Raw genomic sequence first — 25,135 nt, forward strand, 5'->3', positions numbered from 1 at the left:
CATCAGCACCACCTAACTTGCCGTTTTTGGCTCCTTTTACAATGGCTTCTGCTGCGATAAGGTAAGCTTCTGCAGAGCGGAATATAGGTTCGTCAAAGGTCCCTCCAGCATCTCCATACGGGATATTGGGTTCCCAAAATTTCCACATCATCGGATTCTCACCAGGTGCAAAGCCTGACTGCATAAAATAAGCTCCGCCTATTTCATCTACATTGACTACTGCATAATTTCTTTTGCCGCCGACATCGATACCTCGGTCATCAAGTGAGGTAGCTGGGTTATTCCAGGTCGAAAGTAACAAGTAGTATCACCCATGGCCAAATTGACTTTCAGGCTTGAATTGGTTGGAATAGGCCTTAAATCTTTTACTGGTGATAGGGCATAACCGACCTCGACGAAATTATGATCATATCTTGAATCTAATTGTGGGTCAAATAGTCGATATAAAGCCGGAGTAGCTATAATTTTACCCAAATGCCTGTTATAATCAGTCGTTCTACCCTTGGAACCAGGGTAGCCTTCTCCATTGCCTCCAAATAGAGAATGGAGATCATTTCCACCGGCTGCATCTGCAGAGAAGGCAGCGTCCGTTTTGTTCGTCAATACTGTAGGACTATATTGTACCGCAAAGACAACCTCAGAGTTTTTATCGTTCTGGAGTACCCCTTGTATTGTGTCAATGGATTTTCAGAATGTTTAGGCCACAAATCTTTGTAATTAGCTATCATTGGGGTAAGCATCAATGACCTTGTCTGCATATACGACAGCCTGGTAAATCAGCGTTGGAGCCACCCAAAGTATTTTTAAAATTCCATCCCCTGGTCAGATATACTCTGGATAATAAAAACTGAGCAGCTCCTTTGGTGATGCGTCCATAATCGCTTGCAGTCGCCGGGAGTTTAGACTCACAGTCTAATAAATCGGTTATGATTTGGGTATAAATGGTTGCAGAAGGGGTACGTACAGCTTCTTTGGTCGCAGCAGTCGTCTCTTTTAAAGGAATTGGTACATCTCCCCACTGTTGTACCAAATAGAAAATGCCAGGGATCTCAAAAACTTTGCTTCAGATACTCTCGTATTTTTTTTTCAAGGCAGCAGCCATAGAAGTGATATTTTCAGAAACAGATATGGCAGTATTTGCCCTTGAAACCTCTTTGTATAATAGGGTCCAAAGGGTTTGGATGTCTAGCAGAGAAGCATTAAAACCTACATCATAAAGATCTATCGAGGGACCATTAGTTGAAAGTGGTGAGGACCACCCGCCCGATGCTGAGAAGATGTCTGTGCCATGTAATACCAAAGATCGACTTTGATGGATATTCCGCAATAAAGGATAACATGATTTTACTAAATCTTCAAATCCTGCTTCGGTTTGATAATATACATCTGTAGTCAGAGTAGTTACTGATTTTTCGACCAAAAAATCGTCTTTGCATCCTGTAGCTAATACTAAGGATAGTACAGCGAGGAAGGTCTTATATCGAAAATTATAAATTAATTTCATTTCTTAATATTTTTTCGGTTAAAAACTGATGTTCACACCTAAAGTCAAATTCATATAGGGCAGATCATCTTGATAAATAGCTGAATTAAATTCTGGATCAAAACCATCGTACTTCGTGAATATAAATGGGTTGGTGACCTGGGTATATACTCTCGCGGCAGCTAGTTTCCATCTATTCATCAGGTTTAATGGCAAGGTGTATCCTAAAGTAATATCGGACACTCTCAAGAAGCTGGCATCCTGGTAATTGATAGAATTGCGATATGGATTAGCAGCTGCAACTCCAAAATAGGTGTTTGAAGGATTGTCACTTCTCCAATAATCTAAGGTAGCAAGTCTATTGTATCGGGTACCACCTAGATCTCCAAAAGTCCCACTAAGCGTACTGTTGTAATACTGAGATCCATTTCTATAGTACATAAAAAAGGAGAAATCAAAGCTTTTGTAGTTAAATCTATTAGTCATTCCCATTAAATAGTTTGGAAGTGCAGAACCCAGGATAGTTCTGTCATCAATCGCATCGGAAGAGGAGATGATCCCATCATTGTTTTGATCCACCACTCTCACAGCTCCGGGTACTTGTTTGTATTTAGCTGCCAATTCTTTATCCGCTGTCTGCCAAATCCCCGCGAATTCGTAATCAAAGTTTGACCGGATCGGATAGCCTACAAAAAGTTTATTGCCTTTGTCGACCGTTTGGCCGTCTCCATACAATTCGAGCAATTCATTATTGTTTTTTGTAAATGTGAAATTGGTACTCCAGCTAAAATTACTTTTTGTGATATTGACTGTACTTAAAGTTAATTCTACCCCTCTGTTTTGTATTTTTCCCACATTGGCAATGACATCAGAAAAACCGGTCACTGTTGGTATCTTTTGATTTAGAATTAAATCGTCTGTCTTTCGGTCATATACTTCAAGAGAAGCTGCGATTCGGTTATTGAAGAACCCAAAGTCCAAGCCCAGATTCAATTCTTTGCTGCGTTCCCATCGCAAATCTTTGTTACCCAGGTTAGCAGGAGCAAATCCATATGCCGCGGTCCCACCAAAATCGTATCCTGTATTAAGCAAACCTGCTTGAGTACTATAAGGATTGACCGTAGAGTTGCCTACTTCGCCGTAGCTGATTCTTGCCTTCAAGTTTGAAAACAGATTTAAGTCGCGAATGAACTGTTCCTCACCGGCTCTCCAGGCCACAGCGACCGATGGGAAAAAAGCCCATTTATTGCCTGGTGCTAATTGAGAAGCCCCATCCGATCTACCGGTCAAAGTCAATAAATATTTATCATTAAAGGAATAATTGATTCTACCCATATAAGATAATAATGATCGCTCGGCCAAAGAACTGGATATGGTATTGATGGTACCGGCAGTATTCAAAGCGTACCAATCTGAATCGTAGGGAAGGTCGGTGACAAAAACTCTGTAAGCTTCATTTCTTTGATAGAAGGAACTTTGTAATCCTGTGAAGTGAATTTTGTGTTTGGAAACTGCCAGGTCGTAATTCACTATATTATCAATGGTGTAATTGCCTTGTATACCACTGTCGTACTGAGCACGAGGTTTTTTGCCCACTTGCGCTTTAGACCAGGTGCCTCTGAAATCGCCCATACGGTTATTGCCATAAGACGCAGATATTGAAGAGCGAAGCTCAAACCTTTTACAGGACTAAACTCAACAAAGGTATTGGCTGTGCCGACTAAAGAGGTGGTTTGAAGTTTAGAAATAGCCGGATCAATATCGAGTAACGGGTTAGGCACCTGTTTATCATTGATGCCCATCCATACGGCATAGCCATTGACATTGAGGTCTTTATTCTCCGTAGGGTTGAGCAGATCATCATAATAGGGTAGTCCACTTGGTCGTGCACGGAATGCCCCCCGGAGTGATTCCTGAGAGCCAACATTAAGGTCACTATAAGTCAGGTAAGAAGTGAATCCAACCCTAAACATTTGACCTATTTTGCTATCCAGGCCGGCATTAAGATTATATCTTTTAAAACCGGTATATTTACGTTTCCATCTTCACTTAAAAATCCTCCCGCAAAACGATAAGTGGTTCGATCATTGCCTCCGGATAGACTCAGGTTTTGGCTGGTTTGCAATCCTGGTTTGGTGATTAAATCAACCCAGTCTGTGGATTGACCAGATTCTATTACAGCCAGCTCACCTGCTGTAAAGGTAGCAGGTGTCGCGCCCTCCAGGATTCTATCGGTATACATAGATTTGTAAAACTCCTGAGCATTCATAAGCCTGGGTACATGTGCAGGTTGTCTTGAGGCTATATAGCTATCGTAGCTGATGCGTGGTTTGCCGGATGCACCTTTCTTAGTCGTGACGATGATCACCCCGTTCGCTCCGCGAGAGCCATAGATAGCAGTAGAGGAAGCGTCTTTTAATACATCCATAGTTTGGATATCGTTTGGATTGAGTGTGTTCAGATCCCCACCCATTATCCCGTCAATTACGACTAAAGGTTGGGTTGAATTATTTATAGTGTTTTCACCCCTGATAGTGATACTGTATCCTGAACCGGGTCGATTGTCGTTTTTGGTGACTGTAGCTCCGGCGACCTGCCCCTGGATAGCTCTTGCAGCCATTGTAGGATTGGCCCTGGTGATGTCTTTGGTCTGAATCGAAGCTACGGCACCGGTCAGGTCACTCTTTCTTTGTTCACCATATCCGATCACCACTACTTCTGAAAGTGCCTGGGCATCGGATTTTAAGTTAATGGTTACCTGGCTCTGACTGCCTACAGCCAGTTCCACAGTGATGAACCCTACATAAGAAATTTCTAAAACTGTATTTTCATCAGGTACATTTAAGGTGAAATCACCATTAATATCTGTGGTAGTACCTTGAGATGTACCTTTTACGATAATGGATGCTCCGGGCAGACCTTCACCAGTCTCCGCATCGATGACCTTACCATTGATAGGACGGTCGACCATTTCTATTTCATGAATCTGATTCATCAAACGAGGTACGGCGCTACCAAAACTCCCTGAATTTTGTCTGTTAATGGATGGTTGAAAACCTACAGTGTTTAATTCTTGAATCCCGTATGATTTATCTGCGATCACTAAATAGGAGCTCTTGTTTACTTTTTTAAACTTGAGTCCCAGGGGTTGTAAAAGGTTTTTCAAGTTTTTTTCAACTTTTTGAGCATTATCCAGCATGCCTGGTAATACGGTCAATCCATCGATAGTTTTTCTTTCGTACATAATTTCTACCTGATATCGATCTTTCAGGTCATTCAAAGCTTCTTTGAGCGTATGGACCTTATAGGTTTCTGGCTCAGTTTGGTGGTTGGCTTGTGCCATTGCCATGATTTGAGACCATCCTGAATAATTAATTAAAATCCAGAAAGCCAGCGTCATAGCCAATTTTGAAGTTAATCGTAAATTGAGTTTCATATTTAAAGGTTTAATATCATACTAAATAGTTATTTTTCAATAAGTTGTACATGGTTGCCTTCTTTGAGAACTGTTATATCCAATAGCTCAGAAAGTTTGTATGCTGCTGGTCCGTTGGTCCAGCTCAAAATGATCGCCGGGATGCATCAATATTTGTTTTTGTTCAGTGCCTTCGAGATATTGAAGTTGAACCTCTCCTTTATTCAAAACAACTTTTCTGTCCTTGCGTCGGGCATATACTTCAAATTCGGTGCCCAGAACCTTTACTTCAAAATCATTGCTTGTCTTGACCAGAAAAGAGGTGTTGTCCTTCTTGTGAGCTACCGAAAACTTTGCTTCGCCATTTAAAAAGACTTCACGGGTAGGTCGATTGAAACTTAACCTGGAAAGTCGCAGAGAAGAATTGGCATTCAGCGTGACCTCAGTACCATCAGTGAGTACGAAAGAATAGATTTCACCAAAACTGGCATTGTAGGTTTTGTATTGAAGTTTATCTCTCAATAGGAAGGTCGAAATTGAAATCAATATTATAATACCAGCAGCGGTAAACCGCTTGAATTCAAACACGTGACTTGGCTTAGGGTACGCCAATTTTTGTACACTTCGTTTAATGTCTATTGATGAGTCTTTTGCCAGGAATTGAGTGTATTGATGTGAATGTTTAGTCGTATCGGGTACATATAATACATGAGTGTGCTCCAATTCTTCTAACCATTCGTAATAAAGCTCTTCATGCTCCTGATGCTGCAGCCATTCATAAACCATTTTCCTTTGTATAGGAGTAGTCTTATGATTGAAATGATCAAATATTAATTCTTTACTGATAGAATCCGACATGCCTTTTAAAGGTGCTTATTAAGGATAATAGACAAGTTTTTTAGCAAATACCCTTAGTCTTAGTTAAAAATTTTATAAAAAAGTAGTGATTTTAAACCCAATAATCCTTTAGGCCCGATCTGAGGCTGGCAAGTGCTTTACCAATATGGGCCTCAACAGTTTTGACTGATATCGCCAATTCTTCAGCTATAATATGTTGTTTTTTTCCTTCATATCGGCTCAGCAAAAAGATTTTACGGCACTGCGGTGGTAACCCTTCGATAAGTCTCTGGATGCGTCCGGTGATCTCCTCCATATAAGCCATCTGATCGGGTCTCAGATGGTCTCCTGATTGAATGGTATCAGGTAGCTCTACACGATTTGTCTTATGGAATTCTGTCTTTAGATAGTTTGTAAGCTTCATTGCGCACGCTACGCATTAAATAAAACCGATAGGATGTAGTGATATTGGCATAGGCTTTAGATTTCCACAATCTGCAAAATACCTCACTGACTATATCTTCTGCTATCTCTTTGGAATACACAAAACGTATAGCGTGGTTGCACAAGATCTTGTGGTATCTTCGAAATAAAAGTTCACATCCTTTCGCAGGATTGTTGACCATAAGGGTATGGATAAATTGTTCTGAAACTGTTCTGCCAGTTCTGATATCCTCATCAACTGAAGTAGTTGGCAGGTCAAAGTCAGACCTTATTATATGTTCTGGTAGGTTTTTCATTTCCAAAATCATCAGAAAACAGACTTTTATGATTTGTAAAACTTAGTCTGGGATCTAATTCAAAGTATTTAGCAAGTTTAAATATAACATTAATGCTGGAAAATTATCCTTAACTAATCGAAAATTTAACCTCCGGCTTGAACCTTAAATTGGAACAGACATCAAGATTTGGCAGGAAATATCTCTTTTTAACGACCTTAATTCTAGGCACCGGGCTTTCCAGATAGCAGCGTAAATGGGCCCCGAAAGAGGGGAATAATCTTAGGGGGCGATCCGAAATAAATCAAATTATAACCCAAATTCAATGTAAGGTGTCACTTTTCCTTTACCAAGAATAATTTTTTAAAAAAGCTGAAGATTTTACTCCAAATGCCTTTCAATAAAAAGTCAGGTATGGAAAAGGTCGGCTTTAGTAATCCCCAATGCTCTTTCAGATCCTTTGGGATCCTAAAATTTGCTCCCTTACTTTCTCTGAAATAATCGGATAGCAGACCTACCATGATGCCTCCTATACTGCGCATCGCTTTGGCTTGAACGGTCAGGAAATCAGGGGTCAGTCCGGGTTTGTTCATTTCATTTATTAAATCTTCCTGCAATTCCAGATTTGACTCCAAAATGTTTTTCTTTCCATTCGGTAATGGTTCAGCCTTTAGAGGTTGTCTACCTATATGGTTTTTTACCCGTTGATAATGTTCGTAAAACTCTATTTTGAATTGTTCGTGCAATTGCATCTCATGATCGGGATCTGTCGCCAAGCCGGGTCGTTGAAAGATGTCAATGTATTTCTCTCCATAAGTAGGGCTCAAAATTTTATAGAATATGTCAGGATGAGCATCGTCAAAAATCATTCGGCGCATTAATAGCAGAATAAATTTTTCACTCAACATAAATGTATCCAGTGTGGTGACCAGCGCTTTAGACAAGGCAATGCCGGCGAGTATATCATCAGTAAACAAGTGATTGTACACTGTATGTTGCAGATCCCAGGCTTCCTGATAGGTCTCACAGAGTAAGTCTTTTTGAACCCCCATGATGCTGCCTATTTTTTTCCACGTATAGTACCATGCTTGTTTTTGGGGTTCTGATAGGGGCTGATCCATGATTTCCATTCCTTTCAAAAACTCGAGAGAAAACACCTGGTTAGTAGCTATCAGATCTTCCTGGCTGATAGGCATGCCCCAAGCTTCTTTGTTCCAAGGCTCTCCTTCCGGATTGTTGAGTAGATTGTACCGCATTGCTGCATGCATTAGCCTGATCTTCAATGCTGTGAGAATGCCTCTCTTTTCAGGCATCCACCAATCACGATCCATCACATCGAAGATAAACTGTGCCGTCTCAAATATTCTCCTGTCGGGGTGCAATTCCAGGAGCTTAGTGAGCCGGAGTACATTGGCTGGTTTTTCAGCGGCATACGTGTAGGGTAGGGACCGGAAAACAATGAAAAAATAAATAACGAAGCATTTTCTTTCCATATTTCGCGCGCTAGCTCAAACTGGGCAATATCCTCTGCAGTAAATGTCTGTTTCAATTCATTTTTGTAGAAAACTGTGCAGTGCAGGTGGCATATCGGCCTTTGCGTGATCATCATTTTCTGCCATATTTTGCAGTTGGGTGCGCAATTGATCAAAGGATTTACTGCGATACACTTCTTCAATAGCTTGGTCGGCAGTTGGGTCCATGATGTGCCTCAGTTCGTTGAGGTTAATATGATTCCAAACTGGATCGGAAGCATTGGTCATCATAATCAGAAATTTGGTTACCTGTAATTTACAATAATATCTTTTAATTTCGTCATGATGGACTTAAACAAATTGAAACTATAGGTCAAATTAAAAAAAGTAACCAATCGTAGCCCGTTAATAATCAAATAAAGGTTGAATGTCCCTATAGCGATTGGGCGCACTGACGAAGACATCACTAAAAGCCAAATCCCTACTATGCTTCCCGAAAATAGCTCCTGATACTCATGTTGTAAATCCGGGTTTTGAAACAGGTTTTCAAAATATTTTTTAGATTTCATTTTTCAGCTTAGCCTCAATGACCAGGCCTGACGATGATCCAAACATTTTATCCTCCAATCTCTGCGATAAGTGTACAATTGGTGGCATGTTCATGTAGCGGATGTTGTTATAAGATACCTTTAAAATGGCTGGTCTCACCAATATTTAATCGCTGAATAGCAGGACTGTTCAGTATACAAATAAAGGGAGACATAAGAACAAATAAAAAATGGTCATGAAGCGAAAACCCCATAACCATCTGATAATCAAGTGGGAGTTGACGGGTTCGAACCGCCGACCCTCTGCTTGTAAGGCAGAAAAATTAACTAAATTATGATCAGTATTTTTGAGTATCTCTTTGATTGTCAGATCGAATGTACTGAAAATGAGGTAATTGAATTTTGTGATATTTTGCGGTTTTAAGTGGATTTGCTTGCAAATTTGCTTGCAAATGGATATTTTAGTACCTCAAAGCATAAAAGATAATGAGTCAAGAATCATCTTCAGATTCCATTGTATCCGTTTCACTCAAACTGGATACCAGGAAGGCCAAGCAAGACAGTACATTTCCGGTAAAGCTCTGCATCTACTACAAACCAACCAGGAGAGCTAAGTATTACAGTACTTCATTTTCATTTTCCCCGGGAGAGTTCAAAAGCATTTGGGAGACTACCAAGCCCCGGGCTATCTACAAATCGACGATTGAGAAAATGCAAGCCCTGGTCAAAAAAGCTGAAAAGGATTTGGAAGATCTTGAGCCTTTTACGTTTGAAGCCTATGAAGTTAAGCTTTCCAGAAAGTCTAGTGATGGACAAAATGTATTCTGGCAGTATGATGAACGCATCAGGAATTTTAGAAACCGGAACGCAATAGGCACCGCTATTTGGTATCAGAATAGCCGCGATTCTATCAAAAAGTACCTGGTACATCTCAAAGATAGATCCGTTGATAAATTAGCCTTTGACAAAGTCAATACTAAATGGCTACTCCAATATGAAATATACATGCTTGAAAAAGGTATGTCCAGGACTACAATATCCATGTATTTGAGAGCCTTACGAGCGATATTTATCCAGGCTGCCAATTCAGGAGATATTGACCGATCACTTCACCCATTCGGTAAAGGCAAATATGAATTTAAAGGCAGTAGGAAGGTGAAAAAGGCCTTAAGCATTGATGAACTCAAGGTATTACTAAGGGCTGAACCAAAGACCCCTCAACAACATAAGGCCAAGGATTTTTGGTTTTTTTCTTACTTGTGCAATGGGATGAATATCAAGGATATACTTTACTTGAGATATGGACAAATTGGAAAAGAAAGCTTCACTTTTGAGAGAATCAAGACCAGAAACACCGATAGCCAACCGGAACAGATTGAAGTATTTCTAAATGAGTTTACGCGCATGGTTTTGGCTGAGTATGGGACCATTCCAGGCACGAATCCTAAACAACTAGTATTTCCTTTCATCAATGAATTGGAGTCAGCCACAAAGCAGCATATCAAGACTAAGGCATTCACCCGGTTTATTAATCAGCACATCAAGAAGCTGGCATTGGACAACGGCCTGACCAGGGATATTAGCACTTACTATGCAAGGCATAGCTTCGCCACTGGCTTGATCAGGGAAGGGAAGTCAATCGCTTTTGTCCAGGAAGCATTAGGGCACTCAAGCCCAAAGACTACTCAGAGCTACATGGCCGGATTCCTTAATGAAGAAAGAAAGGAAACAGCTGAATCATTGTATTCAAATTTATTTTCATAAGAGCTTTAAGGGGCTTGCATGGTGCTATGAAGGGGCTTGCATGGGCCTTAGACTAAAAATCGATTGGATTCATCCTTTCGTGACTGCAAACTTATTTTCATTTTCTGTCTTATTGGGTGATATCGGCATAGGTCCAAACATATCATAAAAAAATATGATATCAATCCAGTCTATCAAGAGATATTCGCCACAATCAATATATCATAAATGATGAAAAATAAAACAATTATGACCAAAGAGATAATGAATCTCAATGAGTTGTCCGAGTATACTGGCATCTCAAAATCACATCTTTACTATTTGCTTGCGAATGGAAAGTTAAAGGGAAATAAACCATTTGGAAAACTTCTATTCTTTGATAAGAAGCAAATAGATGAATTATTCTCAAGGTATAATAACTAAAATGGCTCAAAAAAACTACGCACTTATGAAACCAGATATGAATATCAACCCTTTCGAGATAATTTCAAACCAGATAGCTGATTTAGATTTAAAGTTGGAAAAATTGTATGAGAAGTTATCTATTCAGCCAGATAGTAGTAAGGCACCACTTCGGTTAAAAGCTGCAAAGATAAGCAATATAAGGATCAGTACAAGGCCACTTTTGAGAGCTTTTATGAACAGCCATCATCCATGAAGGAGGTCTCTGTCAAACGTGGATTCGATAGAGCCAATATTTGCTGGTATTGTCGGGATATGAGATTAAACAATACCATTTCTGTGTACAAGAAAGGGATATGTAGTATCACAAAACGATTGGTCAATAAGTATACTACGAATCCTAATCTCAGGCCAAAGCCTACTCCAACCCTTTTTGATTATGATTGATGGCATCAAAGCCACAACCAAAATTCATGATATTTATGAATGGAAAAAGTCGACCGGCATAGATCTTATGACCTCTATCAATGTCGACAGTGGCGAACAAGTTAGGTCAAGGTCACGACAGTATGATGATGGCTCTGAAAGCTATAAATATTGGGCCAACTATCAAAGTTATAACCTGGAGGTCATAGAATCAATCAAGGCCGGTAAATCGATTTGGAGGCTTAACCTGAGAGGAAGCATTCATAAAGCAGCAATGAATGGCAACAACGCACAAAGATTGACCTGGAGCCTGCTACAATCCGAGCTGACTAAAATTGAAATTGATTTGAAAATACCACTAAATGACTGGAAGGTTAAAAACATTGAGTACGGAGTAAATTTAGTCCGGGATCAGCCAGTATTGCCCTTTTTGAGCCAATCATTGCTGATGCATAGGCGGCAGCCATTTGGAAGCCTTAATTCGGAGAAAGGAGAGGCAATAGGATTTCAGTCAACGGGCTATCAGCATCAACTAAAAGCTTATGACAAGGCTTTGCAGTTAAAACTGCCTAATCCTTTGATGAGAATCGAAGATCGTGTAAATCGAATGCAATACCTCAAAGGGCAGCCCATTAGCCTCCATTTCATTGGAATGTATTGTATTCAGTTTAAAATCTATTCATCCTGCCTGGAGATGATCCAAAAGGATGGGATCATGATCTTGCAGAGTACCCGGGATGGAAAAGTAAGTAAAAAGCACCCGGCCATCAGCATCATGCAGGGGGCAATAAAAAACATACTTGCAATTTCAGACAAGTATGGCCTTACCCCTCTTGCACTTGGAAAGATAAAAATTCAGGATCCAGCTGGTATTGTGAAGAAAAGAGGTAGTGGGAAATGGGATTTTTAACTTTTAACTGACAATATTTTTTATTTCTGATTTATCTTCTGATCTATAAGCACTTGCCTGTGCTATTCGTGCAAGTATTCCCATAAAACAGGCCACACCTGCCATAGCTGCTTGTTGCGGTGCACTCATCACAAAGCTGCCTGCAATAAACAAACAACCCAGCCCAATTAATAAAATGGATAAGATCTTCATAATTAATTTATTTAATAATAAGGATGAAATAACTCGCTTTGCTTGCAAATTTGCTTGCAAATAAAAAAAGGTTACAAAGAATAATCCTTATAACCCTTTGATAATCAAGTGGGAGTTGACGGGTTCGAACCGCCGACCCTCTGCTTGTAAGGCAGATGCTCTGAACCAGCTGAGCTAAACTCCCTATTTTTTTATTTTCGAGGCAAAACGCTTATGCTTTGACCATTATATTTTTGAAATCCGCTCTGTGATGCTCACTGCCTGCCGCCAGGTAGGTGAACCAGCTGAGCTAAACTCCCTTTTAAAGAGGGGCAAATATAGAGAATTATTTGATCACACTATATGGACTTGTAAAAATTGCTGATTATTTTATTACAACTTCGTCGATCAAGATTACAGCTGGTGATCCACTCAGTTTATGGTCGGTAGGGCAAACAGCCCGGCCGACAGTCTTTACCTTGATAGATCTAACGGATTGCCGGCCAAAATTATAATTAGCGGCATAAACCTGGCTAGCTGCTGAGGTGCCCGGAATGGATATTTTTTTGACCTCCTTAAAGTTCTGACCATCCACAGAGATGAGCAGTGATGCTTGGGTGGGCAACCAAGCCCTCGCAGCTTTATTTTGTAGAAAACGTACTTCCACACTGGACATGAGGGTGTCTTTGCCTTTGTCCCAGGTGACTTCTCCTTCGCCCCCGGACAAAGAAACCCAATTGGACCTGGGGTCTTCGGGCAGACCGATCACTCCATCATTCAGCATAGCAGCATCGCCGTCGCCAAACTCCGGATCGGGGGAGGCATTAAAACTAAAAGTGCCTTGTTTAAAGCCAAGGTGGGTCTGTACTTTTTGACTTATGTATTGCAATATCTGGTCGCGAAAATCAGCTGGAGTAGTGCCATCCCGATCGATCACCCGGATGCCCATTCGATCGCAATCAGTGACAAATTGATTGACCAGGTCTTTCATGCCCTGAATAGGTCCCCACTCAGGTCTTCGGTTAGATAACTCTGTTTCGCTCTTTGCCACTACATTGGGCTGGTCCGCTTTTATAAGTTGGGATAATGCACCTATATTCATAAAATAACCAAAAGTCCTGGTGCCCATACTTTTAGCTACCTGCAGCTGAGCATAGATTAGCGACAGACGATCCCGATCTACTTTCTCTTTGAGATCAGAGTTATTCTGAGCAGCATTGATCACAGAATTAAAATAAGAATAGAGCTGATTGATATTGGTCGGGGCAAGCCAGGATCTGTAGGCTTCTGCTGGACTCGCATCCATAGGCAAGGGCGATTTACTTCCCTGGTAAGCTTTCTCCAGAGCCTGTACATACCCCAGCATCGATTTAGCACCTTGAGCATAGGTATTGTCACAATACTGCCAAATCAGGGAGTCAAGATTTTGATGAGCATTATAGGCCAGATTGGAGGCAACATAAAATTTGAGATCGGTGAGTGCAGTACCTCTCTGTGAACTTCCGGTAATAATCACCCCTTTAACTCCCTGGCTTTCAAGATATTGGAATGATTGCTGCATAGCAGTCAGATTAGGGAATGGCATCATAAAGTTCTGCTCATTGGTGACATGTATCATCGCCACGATATTGGATGTGAGTTTTTTCCATCCGGCTAGATCCGTCCTAAACTGCTCATTTTTAGGTCCTTCGCCTAAAGAGGAGCCATGGTCAGTATCCTTGGTATCCAGGACTACCATCACATTGCCGGCTGGAGTAATATTGGTAGGAGCCTGGCGATAAGGACCATTTACCCACATGGCATGGATTCTTTCGTGGTGTTTGTCAGCCACCTCATTGACCAGTTTTAACAGGGCTCCCCCCGCACTGCCGGTCTCTTTGATCGCATCCTGAGTCAACTTGTCTTCACTCACGATATTATTATTATATGGGCTTATAGACCAATAGTCAGCCCTACCCTTGGTCATAGTCCATACTTCAAGATTTTTGTCCAAAGCTTGTTTTAGCTCCGGGGACAAGAAGTTGATTTGATCGGGCACTTTAGACGATCCGATTTGAGCATAATACTCAGGGTGAGTTTTGAAGTATGATTCAGAGGGGAAAATTCTTTCCATAGAATATTCCCATGTGCCCCAGTCCTTTAGGTTATCGATTTTGATCCGGTTCCAGGCGCGATAATCTGCGTTGTTAGCAAATGTGCTTATGACTTGCCGATAACTGAAGGTTGGTTTGAATACGAGGTCCTGGTCAGCAGGGATCACCAACGGATTTTTTTGGCTATACTGGGTCATGGTCTCTACTACTTTGACGGACCCCATTCTGGTTAGTTGATCATATATGGCCTGGGTAAGGGCGGTGGGGTTATTTGCTGTGATAATCCACTTGTCGCCCCGGGCTCCTGCAAAATAGCCATCACCACCCAGTTCATTGTAGGGTATACTGTTGTCATATTTAGTCGTGCGATTGCTTTTACCTATCAGGATTTCATTAGGTTGAGGACCTACAATATCTGCGAATGCCTGCAGCTCGGCTCCTGTGATAATGTTTAAATGATTTTTAAAATCTGTTACCGCTTTTACCAGGCTATCGGAGGCTTTCTCACCATATATGATTCTATAGGTGGAGGTCTTATTTTGCGAAATGATCAGATCATGAGAGGGTTGTTTACACGAAATCAGGTATCCGAGTGCAAAAAGTACAAACAAGATTTTTTTCATGGAAAAATAATTACTATAAAAATTAAATAGAAAGCGCAAAATTAACAATTATAGAAAGGAATGTGATGTCTCAACATCCTTTAACTATTTCTTTGGTTTCTTGCGCAAGAAGAAAAGAATGATGACCAAGGCCCCTATGATGCCAAATACCCAGGTATAGGACGACCAATCGATTTTTTGTGAATTAGAAGAATTGATGGCGCTCGGAATAAAAGGCGCCACCGATATATTTTCGAGCTTGAGGGAATTAAAAAACAAATCTTTGTTTTCATGAGATTTCGAAGCATTACTTTGATATGTCCAATAATCAATGATGTAGAGATCGCTGCCCAGAAGTATCAACCTTTTGAATCTTACATCAGGGAAATCCGGGTCGGGCTTGCAAGTCGAATAAAAATCAGCAAAGGGTACATCACTGATGGACCCACTGGATTGATTGACTAACCTGCACTGGTGCGAAGGGTCCTGCATAGATTCGAAAATCGTTTTATAAAACTTTGGCCGGTCCAGGTTGGCTAGTTTGTCTACCGATACAGCATTCATTTTTAAAATACAAGCGTAATAACCATTTACATCTGAATAGTCATAGACCCTCTGGCCCAAAGTATCCAATAAAGAAGGTGGCGAAGGAAATGTCAGCTTAACACCTGGATTAATTTCAATAACTTGCTGTGCTACAATAAAATGCGAGCTGAAGAGGGTGCTTAAAAGCAAAGCTATATAAATTCGCATGCTTATATAATTTAATAATAATAGCGCTTAAAGGCCTCCATAGCTTCATATTCTGCCAGGCCAAGTTGATTGTAAGAAGCTGCGGTACCACGGTTTCGGTCTTCTGCCCGTTGCCAGAATTCACGGGCATCTGATCCTGGAAACAAAGGCCTGTCTTTTTGAGATTGGTGCTTAAATATGGCCTTTCTTTTTCTCATTAATTCGTCCGGCGAAATAGGTACTGCCATGTCAATATTTTCTAACTCCCATTCTTGCCATGCACCCCTGTATAACCACAACCAACAATCGTCAATCCAACTTACACGGTCTCTTTTGAGCTCTTCCAGAGATTGGATGACAGCTTGCAAGCATACTCTGTGTGTCCCATGCGGATCGCTTAAGTCGCCGGCTGCATATACCTGGTGAGGTTTGATTTTCTCCAGGATGTCCTTGGTGATACGAATATCTTCAGGGCCAATAGGTTTTTTCTTAACGAGGCCGGTCTCATAAAAGGGCAAATCAAGGAAGTGGGCGCGATCATCTGTCAATCCCACATTCCTACAACCTGCTTTGGCTTCCGCCCTTCGGATAAGCCCTTTAAGCATTTGTACTTGTTTGGTATCGATTTCTCCAGGTTTTTTGTCTTCCAGTTGTTTTTTAATCATATGGTATAGCTCTTCCGCGGCCTGTACATCCATATTGAAGGTAGCATGAAAATCTCTGATAAAGTCTGCAAATCGGATTACATCCTCATCAAATACGGCGATATTACCACTGGTTTGATAAGCTACATGGACTTCATGACCTTGATCGACTAACCGGATAAAGGTCCCACCCATAGAGATCACATCGTCATCAGGGTGTGGGGAAAATATAATCACTCTTTTATGACCCGGAATGGCACGTTCTGGCCGATTGGTATCGTCTGCATTGGGCTTGCCCCCAGGCCAGCCCGTGATGGTGTATTGAAGTTTATTGAATATGTCTATGTTGATAATATAAGCACTGCCAAATTCTGTTACGATATCACCCATTCCGTTTTCAGCATAGTCCCTGTTGGTCAGTTTGAGTATAGGTTTGCCGAGCTTGGTCGATAACCAGATGACAGCTTTTTTGATCAGTGGCTGATCCCATTGACAGGCATCGACTAACCATGGTGTTTTGATTCGAGTCAGTCCACTTGAAGCAGGTTCGTCCAGTACAAATAAAGCATTCGGATGTTGTTGGAGGTAAGTCGCCGGTATCCCATCATTTACTTTTTCTTCGATCGCCTTTTGCACGATTCTTGCTTTGCCTTCTCCCCAAGCCATCAGGATGATTCGATTGGCACTCATGATCGTCCTGACACCCATCGTAATGGCATTTTTAGGCACATTCTCCTCACCAAAAAACTCACTGGCTGCATCTACTACCGTCATAAAGTCCAGAGAGATAAGTCTGGTGATCGAATTGAGGCCTGATCCGGGTTCATTAAAGCCGATATGTCCGGTGCGACCTATCCCAAGGATCTGAAGGTCCAAGCCTCCGACGGAAGCTATTTTTTGCTCATAAGCATGACAGAAATCCGGGACATCTGCTTTGGCCAAAGTACCATCGGGCATATTGATATTCTCTGCTGGTATATCAATATGATCAAACAGATTTTCTTTCATGAACCGTACATAGCTCTGCAGGGCTGTCGGGTCTATTGGAAAATATTCGTCCAGGTTGAAAGTAACTACATTTTTAAAGCTCAGCCCTTCCTCCTTATGCAGCCTGATCAATTCTTTATAAACATTGATAGGGGTAGATCCGGTGGCCAGACCCAACACACAAGGCTGCTGCTGGATGGCTTTGGTTTTGATGAGCTGGGCGATTTCGTGAGCTACCGCCAAAGATCCTTCTATGGCATCCCGGTATATGTGCGTATGGATATGTTCAAATTTTGTTTGTGCTGAAGGCATATAATTAAGATTTGCGCAAATTTATAAAATCTACCCCTCAATAACATACTGGACAGTGCAGTATCGTCTTTTTAGATAGGAAAGAACGACTAATATTTTCAATTTACCTGCAGTTTTCAATGTAAGTCTTGATTTCAACATCAGTAAAGGGCTTGGCTCCAAATTCTTTTAGTCGGATGATATAATTGAGCACATTGGCCAAATCAGCATTGGAGATCAAGTTGAATGCCGGCATATACTGACCAGTGAGGCTGTCATTCGTCCCTTGGTAAATCTTGCAAATAGTAGCAGACCGACGCTGGGTAAAGGCAGCTTCTTCCAGGGGTGGTACCAAGCTTAGCAAACCTTCTGCCTGGTCCATATGGCAGTTACCACACATCAACTTATAATTGCGATATCCGTCGGAATGACCACAACCCACGACGGTCCAAAGCATCAATGCAAAGAAAATATTAATCTTGTTTTTCACTGAGCAATAGATCTATATCCTTCATGAGTCGGTCTACTTCTGTTGGCTTAGTCCCATCACAAAACGACCTGATATGCCGCTTCTTGTCGACCAAAACAAAGTGGCCAGAATGTATATACCCTCCAGCGGCAGACGGATCCACCTGGGCTGCAGCGAAATATTGCAGGGCGAGCTGAGTGATATCATCTTTGGGTACGCACACAAAATGCCAGGAAGTGCTGTTGGCGACGCCAAGTTTATCAGCATATTTTTTTAATGCTGCTACGGTATCATACTTAGGATCAATCGAATGCGACAAAAATTTCACCTGGTTGTTGCCCTGGTACCGATCGTGTAGGCGCAACATTTGTTGTGCCAGTTTAGGACAGATAGTGGGGCATTTTGTAAAAAAAAAGTCCGCTACATATAAGGATTGATCAAAAGTCTGGTTAGTAATGGTATCTCCATGATGGTCTACCAAAGAAAAATCAGGGATGCTGTGATATACGGTATCGCCGTCAACGATTTCAATTTCACCAAGAATAGGCAAAGATCGGGAAGTTGGTTTGCAGGCTAAAAAAATACCCAGGGAGACTATTACAGAAAAGAATAAACGCATGATAGGAGCTTAGTTGGATTTTGGCAGAATACTTTTAGCAAGTTCGATATTATGCTGCATATGGCTGGAGATCTTATTCATTTGATCGATCTGTGATCGCAAATAACTAATGCTGCTGGTGTCATTGGTCACCGGATCCTGATAGTCTGCCATCCAATCCATCATCATTTCGTTAGAATAATCGAGTTCTGTCCGAATACTGTCAATAGTGGTGGCATTGTCAACTGCCGAACTTTCTTTGATGGCTTTAAGCTGAGCGATCATGGACATAGACTCTCCTTGTTTGGCCATCGTCTCATCGTGGAGTAACATGAGTTGATCATGGAGAGATTTTATGATTTTTTCTGTTTCTTTAGATTTGCATTGGAATAGGCTGATTGTGAGAAGACTAAAAATTATTATTGTTATGTATTTCATCTTACGATTATTTTTGCAAAGATATAAAGTGGCCGATCAATCGCGGGTATGAAAAACAAATCAATACTTTGGTTTAGACAGGATTTGAGGATACATGACAATGAAGCACTCTACGAGGCGATTAAATGGAACAGTGAAGTCATCCCGGTTTATGTATTCGATCCAAGAGTGTTTCAATCGATTTCCAGGTTTGGTCACAGGCGTATGTCCGGGATACGGGCCCGGTTTATTATTGAATCTGTCCATGAATTAAGAGCCAAATGGCGTGAGATGGGTAGTGATTTAATCGTGCGAGTAGGGCATCCTGAAGAGATTATTTTTCAATTGGCCAAACAGTTCAAGACTTCACTGGTGTTTTGTAATCGCGAACGGACTCGTGATGAAGTCTATGCACAGGATACTTTGGAAAAAAATTTATGGACGGTCGGCCAGGAAATGCGCTATGCCAGGGGTAAAATGCTCTATTACACCCAGGATCTACCTTTCCCTGTCACGCACACCCCTGACAATTTTTCAACATTTAGAAAAGAATTTGAGCGCATCATCCCAGTCAGGCCGGCTTTGGCCATACCAGATTTTGTAAGTCCCATGATGCATCCTTATGATCCTGGCGAAATTCCGGATTTAAAAGCATTCGACCTGGTACCCTGCACCGAAGATCAAGTATACCATTTTGCTGGGGGAGAGCTGGCAGGACTTCGGCGACTCAAAGAATATGTATGGGCTGGAGTAGGCCTGAGAAAATACAGGGCCAAAGATCGATCTATATCTGACCCTTTTTTTACGACCATGCTGTCCCCATGGTTATCCCAGGGTTGTGTGTCTCCCAAAGTGGTATACCACGAAATAAAATCTTATGAATCAATCAATGGAACCAACGAGAATATCCAGGCATTGTTGACTGAGCTCATCAGAAGGGATTATTGCAGGCTGATCGCAAAAAAATACGGTAATAAAGTATTTTTAAAAGGAGGTATAACCGGCAAAGTCAGTGAAAGCCGCAAAGATGAAAGTTATTTATTCAACTTGTGGAAAGAAGGAAGATTAGGGATACCGATACTGGATGCAGGTATGAAAGCTTTGAGTGCAACCGGCTATCTGCCTTTTCCTTTGCGTAATGCTTGTGCACAATTCTTGGTACACACCTTAAAACTCAATTGGCAACTTGGTGCGGATTGGTACGAATCTAATTTGATAGATTACGATCCTGCCAGCAATTGGGTCAATTGGTTGGTGCTGGCCGGCTTATTGCCTGATAGTGCAGAAGACAAGCCACTGAGTATCAATTTTTTGACTAAAAAATATGATCCGCAGGGCAAATTTGTAAGGCACTGGATACATGCTTTGGACAAAGTACCGGACATTAAGATTTTTCATCCGGAACTCATGGATCTGGAGGAGCAAAAAAAATATGATTTTATCCCAGGAAAACATTACCCAAAACCAATCGTGACTTATAATTAGACCAGAGCCGGTTTAGTCTTTTTGATACCTTTTTTCTTTGTCAGATAGTTTTTGAGTATCATGCAAGCATCGTCATCGGATAAGATGGAATTAAAATCATTTGTATCAAGCGGGATTTGATCATAATCTGATTTAAAATAATAACCCACACACTTGCCATTTTGCACATATAATAAGGTATGCTCTTCATAATTACGACCTGCTTCATTTATGACAAAAGTCTCTGCCGGATATCCGGGGGTGCCTAGGAGTTGGCCTGCACGGAGATTGTAGGTATAATGATATTCCTCTCCAATGCAAGCACCAGGGCATTTGCCGATGTGGTGGTCAAAGCAGGTGCCACCATACTTTTCTATACCTGCTAGTTTAAGGCATAACTGGTATCGTTCCACGTTGGCTGCCAGAAAGGATTTAGCGTTCGCTGGAGTGGAAAATTTCTTCACCAGGGTATATTCCGAATCGGCATTTTCTATCTTGCTGGTGATAAATCTGATATAACCGTTTTCATCCAAATAGCGATAGACACCGATGGGCAATGTTTTTTTCTTAACTGCCGATTTATTTCCGGTTTCAACTTTTTGATTTCTTCGTTTTCGCGTAATAAGGCTAGCAATTCACTCCCCGTGATCTCGTAAGTAATGCTGTCAACTTGTTGGTGCAGCGCTGTTGATTTCTCAGTATGATCTGCAAAATGTTGCAGTATTCTGTCTTTAATATTGATACTCTTTCCTACATAGATGATGTCGCCTTTAGCATTGTGAAAATAGTAGATACCACATTCTTCTGGCAGCGAATGAAGATAATCTAAGGAAAGAGAGGCGGGAAGTCTGGACTCTTTGACTCCCTGGTGGATCATGTCAAAGGCCATAGATAGATTTTCTTTCCTGCGAAGCACGTGATCCAATACCACACTGGCGGCATAAGCATCATCCAACGCTCTATGTCTATGGGTGACTTTGATATTAAAATGGTTGATCAGTGACTCCAGGCTATAGGATCGAAGGCCTTCGATCGATTTTCTGGCCAATCGTTTGGTGCATAGTTGCTTTCTGGTAAAAGTATAACCCAACCTGGAAAATTCCTCCCGGATAAAATTATAATCGAATCTCACATTGTGCGCTACAAAGATGGCGCCCTCGGTAAGTTCTACGATTTGTTTAGCCACCTCAAAAAATTTAGGAGCTGCCTCTACCATACCTGAGTGAATACCGGTGAGTCGGGTGATCTGAGGGGGAATCGATATGCCCGGATCGATAAGTGATTCAAACCTGTCTAATTCTTTTTCGCCGTCATATAAGATGATCCCAATTTCGATGATCCTGTCTCTGCGGGGTAATCCACCCGTGGTCTCTATATCTATCACCGCATATTTGGTCGACATCTTGTAATTTTACTTTTTTATTATTTTCAAATTTACCAACTCTTTTTACATTATGCTTTTCTTTAAAGTGTTTATAGGCCCAATGATATTATTTCTGGCTTGTGGTATGGGCCACACTGATCTTCGGCAAAGTGTTGATAATAAGTCAGATGTATCTATTTTGGCTCCTTTGCCCGGGTCCTATAATCTTAATGCTTTATTGCCTGAGCTGCAAGGCAAACGAGTAGGACTTGTGGTAAACCAAACTTCGATAATCGGTCATACCCATCTCGTCGATACGCTGCTCAGCCAGGGTATCACCATCAACAAAATCTTTTCTCCTGAACATGGCTATCGCGGTGAGGCCGACGCTGGAGAACATGTGCTATCTGAAAAAGATCCAGCCACTGGCATCCTCTTAGTCTCTTTGTATGGCGATCGGCGCAAACCACTGCCTGAAGATTTAACCGGGCTCGATATAGTCGTCTTTGATATCCAGGATATTGGAGTACGGTTCTATACCTATATCGCTACCATGTCCTTACTCATGGAAGCCTGTGCTGAACAGCATCTCCCACTTATAGTACTGGATAGGCCTAATCCAAATGGCTACTACGTAGATGGCCCTCTATTGAAAAAAGAATTTAAATCTTTTATTGGCATGCATCCGGTGCCTGTAGTTTATGGACTGAGTATCGGCGAGTATGCCCAAATGGTTAATGGTGAAGGCTGGCTAGCCAATAACGTTAAGTGTGAGCTTAGGGTGATCCCATGTAATAATTACGATCACACGATGACCTATGATCTCCCTGTCAAACCATCGCCCAATATTCCTAATCTGCGATCTACGCTGCTATATCCGTCTATCTGCTTTTTTGAAGGTACCAATTGCAGTGAAGGGAGAGGTACTGAACAACCTTTTGTGATTTTTGGGCATCCAAAGTATACTGCAGGCGATTTTCAATTCACACCTGTACCCAGACCCGGCGCTAAATCCTCCAAATTATACAATCAAATGTGCAATGGTCATAATCTCACTGCTCTGTCTATTGAAGAAATCATGAGTTGGCGACGAATCAATCTTTATTGGTTATTAAAGTTGTATCAAAACATGAAGGATCGTGATGACTTTTTTCTTAAAAATAATTTTTTCAATAAACTGGCCGGCAATACCGAGCTGATGGCCCAAATCAAGGCCGGAATGTCAGAAGAAGAGATCAGAGCTACCTGGCTCTCGGATATCACAGCTTATAAAAAAATAAGAAAGAAGTATTTGATATATCCTGACTTTGAGTAAGTAATTTGTATAACAGCATTACAGATTGAATGCAATTACAGGAATTTTGTTATAAAACTGCTTTCAAAAATGCCTCATCAGTAGGCAATACTTTAGAGCCGAAAAAATGAGTCAATTCGCCTTTTTCGTTGACTACATATTTACAAAAATTCCAACTTGGCTCTTTGTCATTCCAACCATTAAGATCTTTAGATGAAAGCCACTGGTATAAGGGGTGCTTGCCTTCACCTTTGACGATTATCTTTTCAAACATTTGGAAGGTTACACCATAGTTTTTTTGACAAAAGCTGGCTATCTCCTGGCTTGAACCTGGCTCTTGTGCCCCAAACTCATTGGCAGGGAATCCCAGGACAACCACCTCATTGCCATGCAATTCATGAAACTTTTGCCAATCAGCATACTGTGGAGTAAAACCACATTGTGATGCTACATTCAGGATGACCACTTTTTTACCGCGATAGATGCTTAGATCGATTACCTTGTTACTTTCCAGGGCTCTCATTTTAAAATCATATAAAGACTGGGTGGCTGTCGGGGTAGAAACTGGTCTTTCCACAGTAGTATTACGGTTGAAAGGCATACTGATTATGCTGAACAGGGTACTCCAGGAGATGAAATTAAAAAGTAAATTCATAAGGGTAAAGATAATGAGTATGATAAAAATAAATTTTAGCATATTTCAAATAACAGTTTCTTATTAAAATAGTTGTGGCTGTCTCTTGATTACTTTGCTTTTAAGAGATCATGGATCTGAGCATACTGGATCAACATGATGGTTTTGGCATCTTTGATGGATTTATTGGTAACCATTTCGATCACTTCAGGGAATGTAACCTCAAGCACTTCGATTTCTTCATGATCCTCCTCTAAACCGCCTCCATCATTGACCTTCATGGCAGGCTCGTACAGTCCAACAAAAAAATACAAGATCTCCGTTACTGATCCTGGGGACATATAGGCTTCCATTACTTTGTGGACTTCTTTTATTCGATAGCCTGTCTCTTCTTCAGTCTCTTTGCGGATACACTCTTCCGGATTATGGTCGTCCAATAGACCGGCACAAACCTCGATCATCATGCCATCTTCATTGCCGTTGATATAAGTAGGCAGCCTAAATTGTTTGGTGAGCAGGATTGTATTCTGGATAGGGTTGTAAAGCAGGATAGCAGCACCATTACCCCGATCGTAAGCTTCCCGCTCTACTTTCATCCAACCTTTTTTGGTGGAGAATTGCTCGAAAGTAACTTTTTTGAGGGTATACCAGTGATCAGATAAAATGTCAGTTTTAAGGATTTTTATATGTTGATTATTCATTCAATTTTATTTTGAGTCATCATCATTTTTTTCGACGATATCTTCCTTGGTGTGGGTATGCTTGGGACCAGAGGACAGCCAGGAAGAAACCAAACCGCTAAAGGTACCAAAGAGTCCTATTCCGGTGATCATCAGGATGGTACTTACGATCCGCCCAAGTGTAGTCACAGGATATCGATCTCCATAACCGACGGTGGTGATCGTCGTGATAGCCCACCAAATGGCATCTTCGGCGCTTTTGATGTTACTGGTAGGATCAGTCTCTACTTGTAATATAGCAATCGCGGAAAATACAATCATCATCACCCCAACTACTGAAGCGGTAGCCACTGCACCTTGTGCTCGGTTTTTAAATATATGATGGACGAGCAGATGAGTAGATTTAAAAGCTCTTACGATGCGTAATAACCTGATCAATCTGAGTAGTCGGCCTGCACGGAACACATCTATGGCAGGTATACTGGACAATAAATCGATCCATCCCCACCGCATAAACTTTAATTTGTTGGGTGCCTTTTTAAAACGAAAGGCAAAATCATATAGAAAGACTATACATATTCCGTTGTCCACCAGGTTTAAAATTTTGGATATTTCTTCGGGTATATCGGCAAAAGTTTCTATGATCAATGCTCCCAATACGTAGAGAGAAAGAAATATAATGATCAGGTTGAGCGGAGTCAGCTCCTCTCCCTTATTATTTTCTATTTCCATAATAGCCTA

The 25,135-nt window shown here is 41.2% G+C and carries 21 protein-coding genes, 1 tRNA gene and 3 pseudogenes; 6 read left to right on the forward strand and 19 right to left on the reverse strand.

The window, feature by feature from the left end; translation table 11 throughout:
* The 6 genes and pseudogenes from IPJ09_00005 to IPJ09_00030 form a co-directional block, all read right to left on the reverse strand.
* Positions 1 to 1,504: pseudogene (locus IPJ09_00005) on the reverse strand (RagB/SusD family nutrient uptake outer membrane protein).
* An 18-nt stretch (positions 1,505 to 1,522) separates the two neighbouring features.
* Positions 1,523 to 4,919: pseudogene (locus IPJ09_00010) on the reverse strand (TonB-dependent receptor).
* Positions 4,920 to 5,006: 87 nt separating this feature from the next.
* Positions 5,007 to 5,756, reverse strand: a complete 750-nt coding sequence (locus tag IPJ09_00015; protein MBK7369852.1) for a FecR domain-containing protein — start codon at positions 5,754 to 5,756, stop codon at positions 5,007 to 5,009.
* A gap of 91 nt (positions 5,757 to 5,847) precedes the next feature.
* Positions 5,848 to 6,475: pseudogene (locus IPJ09_00020) on the reverse strand (RNA polymerase sigma-70 factor).
* Between the two features lie 314 nt (positions 6,476 to 6,789).
* A complete protein-coding gene (locus tag IPJ09_00025; GenBank protein MBK7369853.1) occupies positions 6,790 to 7,947 on the reverse strand; it encodes a DUF2236 domain-containing protein in 1,158 nt (385 codons plus the stop codon).
* Between the two features lie 57 nt (positions 7,948 to 8,004).
* A complete protein-coding gene (locus IPJ09_00030) occupies positions 8,005 to 8,217 on the reverse strand; it encodes a hypothetical protein (protein MBK7369854.1) in 213 nt (70 codons plus the stop codon).
* Positions 8,218 to 8,960: 743 nt separating this feature from the next.
* On the opposite strand from IPJ09_00030, the gene IPJ09_00035 reads away from it, so the two are divergent.
* From IPJ09_00035 to IPJ09_00050, 4 genes are all read left to right on the forward strand, one after another.
* The gene (locus IPJ09_00035) at positions 8,961 to 10,238 is read left to right on the forward strand and encodes a site-specific integrase (protein MBK7369855.1); all 1,278 of its coding nucleotides are present in this window, start codon (positions 8,961 to 8,963) and stop codon (positions 10,236 to 10,238) included.
* A 207-nt stretch (positions 10,239 to 10,445) separates the two neighbouring features.
* Positions 10,446 to 10,640 (forward strand): helix-turn-helix domain-containing protein, encoded by a 195-nt coding sequence (locus IPJ09_00040; protein MBK7369856.1) that lies wholly within the window; start codon positions 10,446 to 10,448, stop codon positions 10,638 to 10,640.
* Complete coding sequence (locus IPJ09_00045) at positions 10,612 to 10,875, forward strand: hypothetical protein (protein MBK7369857.1); 264 nt, start codon at positions 10,612 to 10,614, stop codon at positions 10,873 to 10,875. The genes IPJ09_00040 and IPJ09_00045 overlap by 29 nt, the downstream gene beginning before the upstream one ends.
* A 183-nt stretch (positions 10,876 to 11,058) precedes the next feature.
* Positions 11,059 to 11,955, forward strand: coding sequence for a P27 family phage terminase small subunit (locus IPJ09_00050; protein ID MBK7369858.1), 897 nt, complete (start codon positions 11,059 to 11,061; stop codon positions 11,953 to 11,955).
* A 3-nt stretch (positions 11,956 to 11,958) separates the two neighbouring features.
* On the opposite strand, the gene IPJ09_00055 is transcribed toward IPJ09_00050, so the two are convergent.
* From IPJ09_00055 to IPJ09_00090, 8 genes are all read right to left on the reverse strand, one after another.
* The gene (locus IPJ09_00055) at positions 11,959 to 12,207 is read right to left on the reverse strand and encodes a hypothetical protein (protein ID MBK7369859.1); all 249 of its coding nucleotides are present in this window, start codon (positions 12,205 to 12,207) and stop codon (positions 11,959 to 11,961) included.
* Positions 12,208 to 12,256: 49 nt separating this feature from the next.
* Positions 12,257 to 12,331: transfer RNA gene (locus tag IPJ09_00060), tRNA-Val, on the reverse strand.
* A 180-nt stretch (positions 12,332 to 12,511) separates the two neighbouring features.
* Positions 12,512 to 14,842, reverse strand: a complete 2,331-nt coding sequence (locus IPJ09_00065; GenBank protein MBK7369860.1) for a DUF4838 domain-containing protein — start codon at positions 14,840 to 14,842, stop codon at positions 12,512 to 12,514.
* Positions 14,843 to 14,926: 84 nt separating this feature from the next.
* A complete protein-coding gene (locus tag IPJ09_00070) occupies positions 14,927 to 15,574 on the reverse strand; it encodes a hypothetical protein (GenBank protein MBK7369861.1) in 648 nt (215 codons plus the stop codon).
* Positions 15,575 to 15,585: 11 nt separating this feature from the next.
* Positions 15,586 to 17,496 (reverse strand): glucosamine-6-phosphate deaminase, encoded by a 1,911-nt coding sequence (nagB, locus tag IPJ09_00075; GenBank protein MBK7369862.1) that lies wholly within the window; start codon positions 17,494 to 17,496, stop codon positions 15,586 to 15,588.
* A gap of 103 nt (positions 17,497 to 17,599) precedes the next feature.
* On the reverse strand, positions 17,600 to 17,965 hold the full coding sequence (locus IPJ09_00080) for a c-type cytochrome (GenBank protein ID MBK7369863.1): 366 nt from the start codon (positions 17,963 to 17,965) through the stop codon (positions 17,600 to 17,602).
* Positions 17,949 to 18,563, reverse strand: coding sequence for an SCO family protein (locus tag IPJ09_00085; protein MBK7369864.1), 615 nt, complete (start codon positions 18,561 to 18,563; stop codon positions 17,949 to 17,951). Before IPJ09_00085 ends, IPJ09_00080 begins: the two co-directional genes overlap by 17 nt.
* Positions 18,564 to 18,572: 9 nt before the next feature.
* Complete coding sequence (locus IPJ09_00090; GenBank protein MBK7369865.1) at positions 18,573 to 18,980, reverse strand: hypothetical protein; 408 nt, start codon at positions 18,978 to 18,980, stop codon at positions 18,573 to 18,575.
* A gap of 48 nt (positions 18,981 to 19,028) precedes the next feature.
* Here IPJ09_00090 and IPJ09_00095 point away from each other — a divergent pair, with 48 nt between their 5' ends.
* Positions 19,029 to 20,444 carry a DASH family cryptochrome gene (locus IPJ09_00095; GenBank protein ID MBK7369866.1) on the forward strand — a complete coding sequence of 472 codons (1,416 nt, stop codon included), beginning with the start codon at positions 19,029 to 19,031 and terminating at the stop codon, positions 20,442 to 20,444.
* On the opposite strand, the gene IPJ09_00100 is transcribed toward IPJ09_00095, so the two are convergent.
* Complete coding sequence (locus IPJ09_00100; GenBank protein ID MBK7369867.1) at positions 20,441 to 20,980, reverse strand: hypothetical protein; 540 nt, start codon at positions 20,978 to 20,980, stop codon at positions 20,441 to 20,443. The two genes, IPJ09_00095 and IPJ09_00100, sit on opposite strands and share 4 nt — an antisense overlap.
* Positions 20,914 to 21,825 carry a GIY-YIG nuclease family protein gene (locus IPJ09_00105; GenBank protein MBK7369868.1) on the reverse strand — a complete coding sequence of 304 codons (912 nt, stop codon included), beginning with the start codon at positions 21,823 to 21,825 and terminating at the stop codon, positions 20,914 to 20,916. Before IPJ09_00105 ends, IPJ09_00100 begins: the two co-directional genes overlap by 67 nt.
* A gap of 52 nt (positions 21,826 to 21,877) precedes the next feature.
* Here IPJ09_00105 and IPJ09_00110 point away from each other — a divergent pair, with 52 nt between their 5' ends.
* Positions 21,878 to 23,101: a DUF1343 domain-containing protein gene (locus tag IPJ09_00110; protein MBK7369869.1), complete on the forward strand. Its 1,224-nt coding sequence runs from the start codon at positions 21,878 to 21,880 to the stop codon at positions 23,099 to 23,101.
* Positions 23,102 to 23,150: 49 nt separating this feature from the next.
* Here IPJ09_00110 and IPJ09_00115 read toward each other — a convergent pair whose 3' ends face one another.
* The 3 genes from IPJ09_00115 to IPJ09_00125 all read right to left on the reverse strand — a co-directional run bounded on the left by IPJ09_00115 (position 23,151) and on the right by IPJ09_00125 (position 25,126).
* Positions 23,151 to 23,735: a glutathione peroxidase gene (locus IPJ09_00115; GenBank protein ID MBK7369870.1), complete on the reverse strand. Its 585-nt coding sequence runs from the start codon at positions 23,733 to 23,735 to the stop codon at positions 23,151 to 23,153.
* 89 nt (positions 23,736 to 23,824) lie between these two features.
* The gene (locus tag IPJ09_00120) at positions 23,825 to 24,415 is read right to left on the reverse strand and encodes an NUDIX domain-containing protein (protein MBK7369871.1); all 591 of its coding nucleotides are present in this window, start codon (positions 24,413 to 24,415) and stop codon (positions 23,825 to 23,827) included.
* Between the two features lie 6 nt (positions 24,416 to 24,421).
* Positions 24,422 to 25,126, reverse strand: coding sequence for a potassium channel family protein (locus tag IPJ09_00125; protein MBK7369872.1), 705 nt, complete (start codon positions 25,124 to 25,126; stop codon positions 24,422 to 24,424).
* Positions 25,127 to 25,135: the final 9 nt, after the last annotated feature.

The sequence above is a fragment of the Saprospiraceae bacterium genome (assembly GCA_016709995.1).
GTDB lineage: Bacteria > Bacteroidota > Bacteroidia > Chitinophagales > Saprospiraceae > JADJLQ01.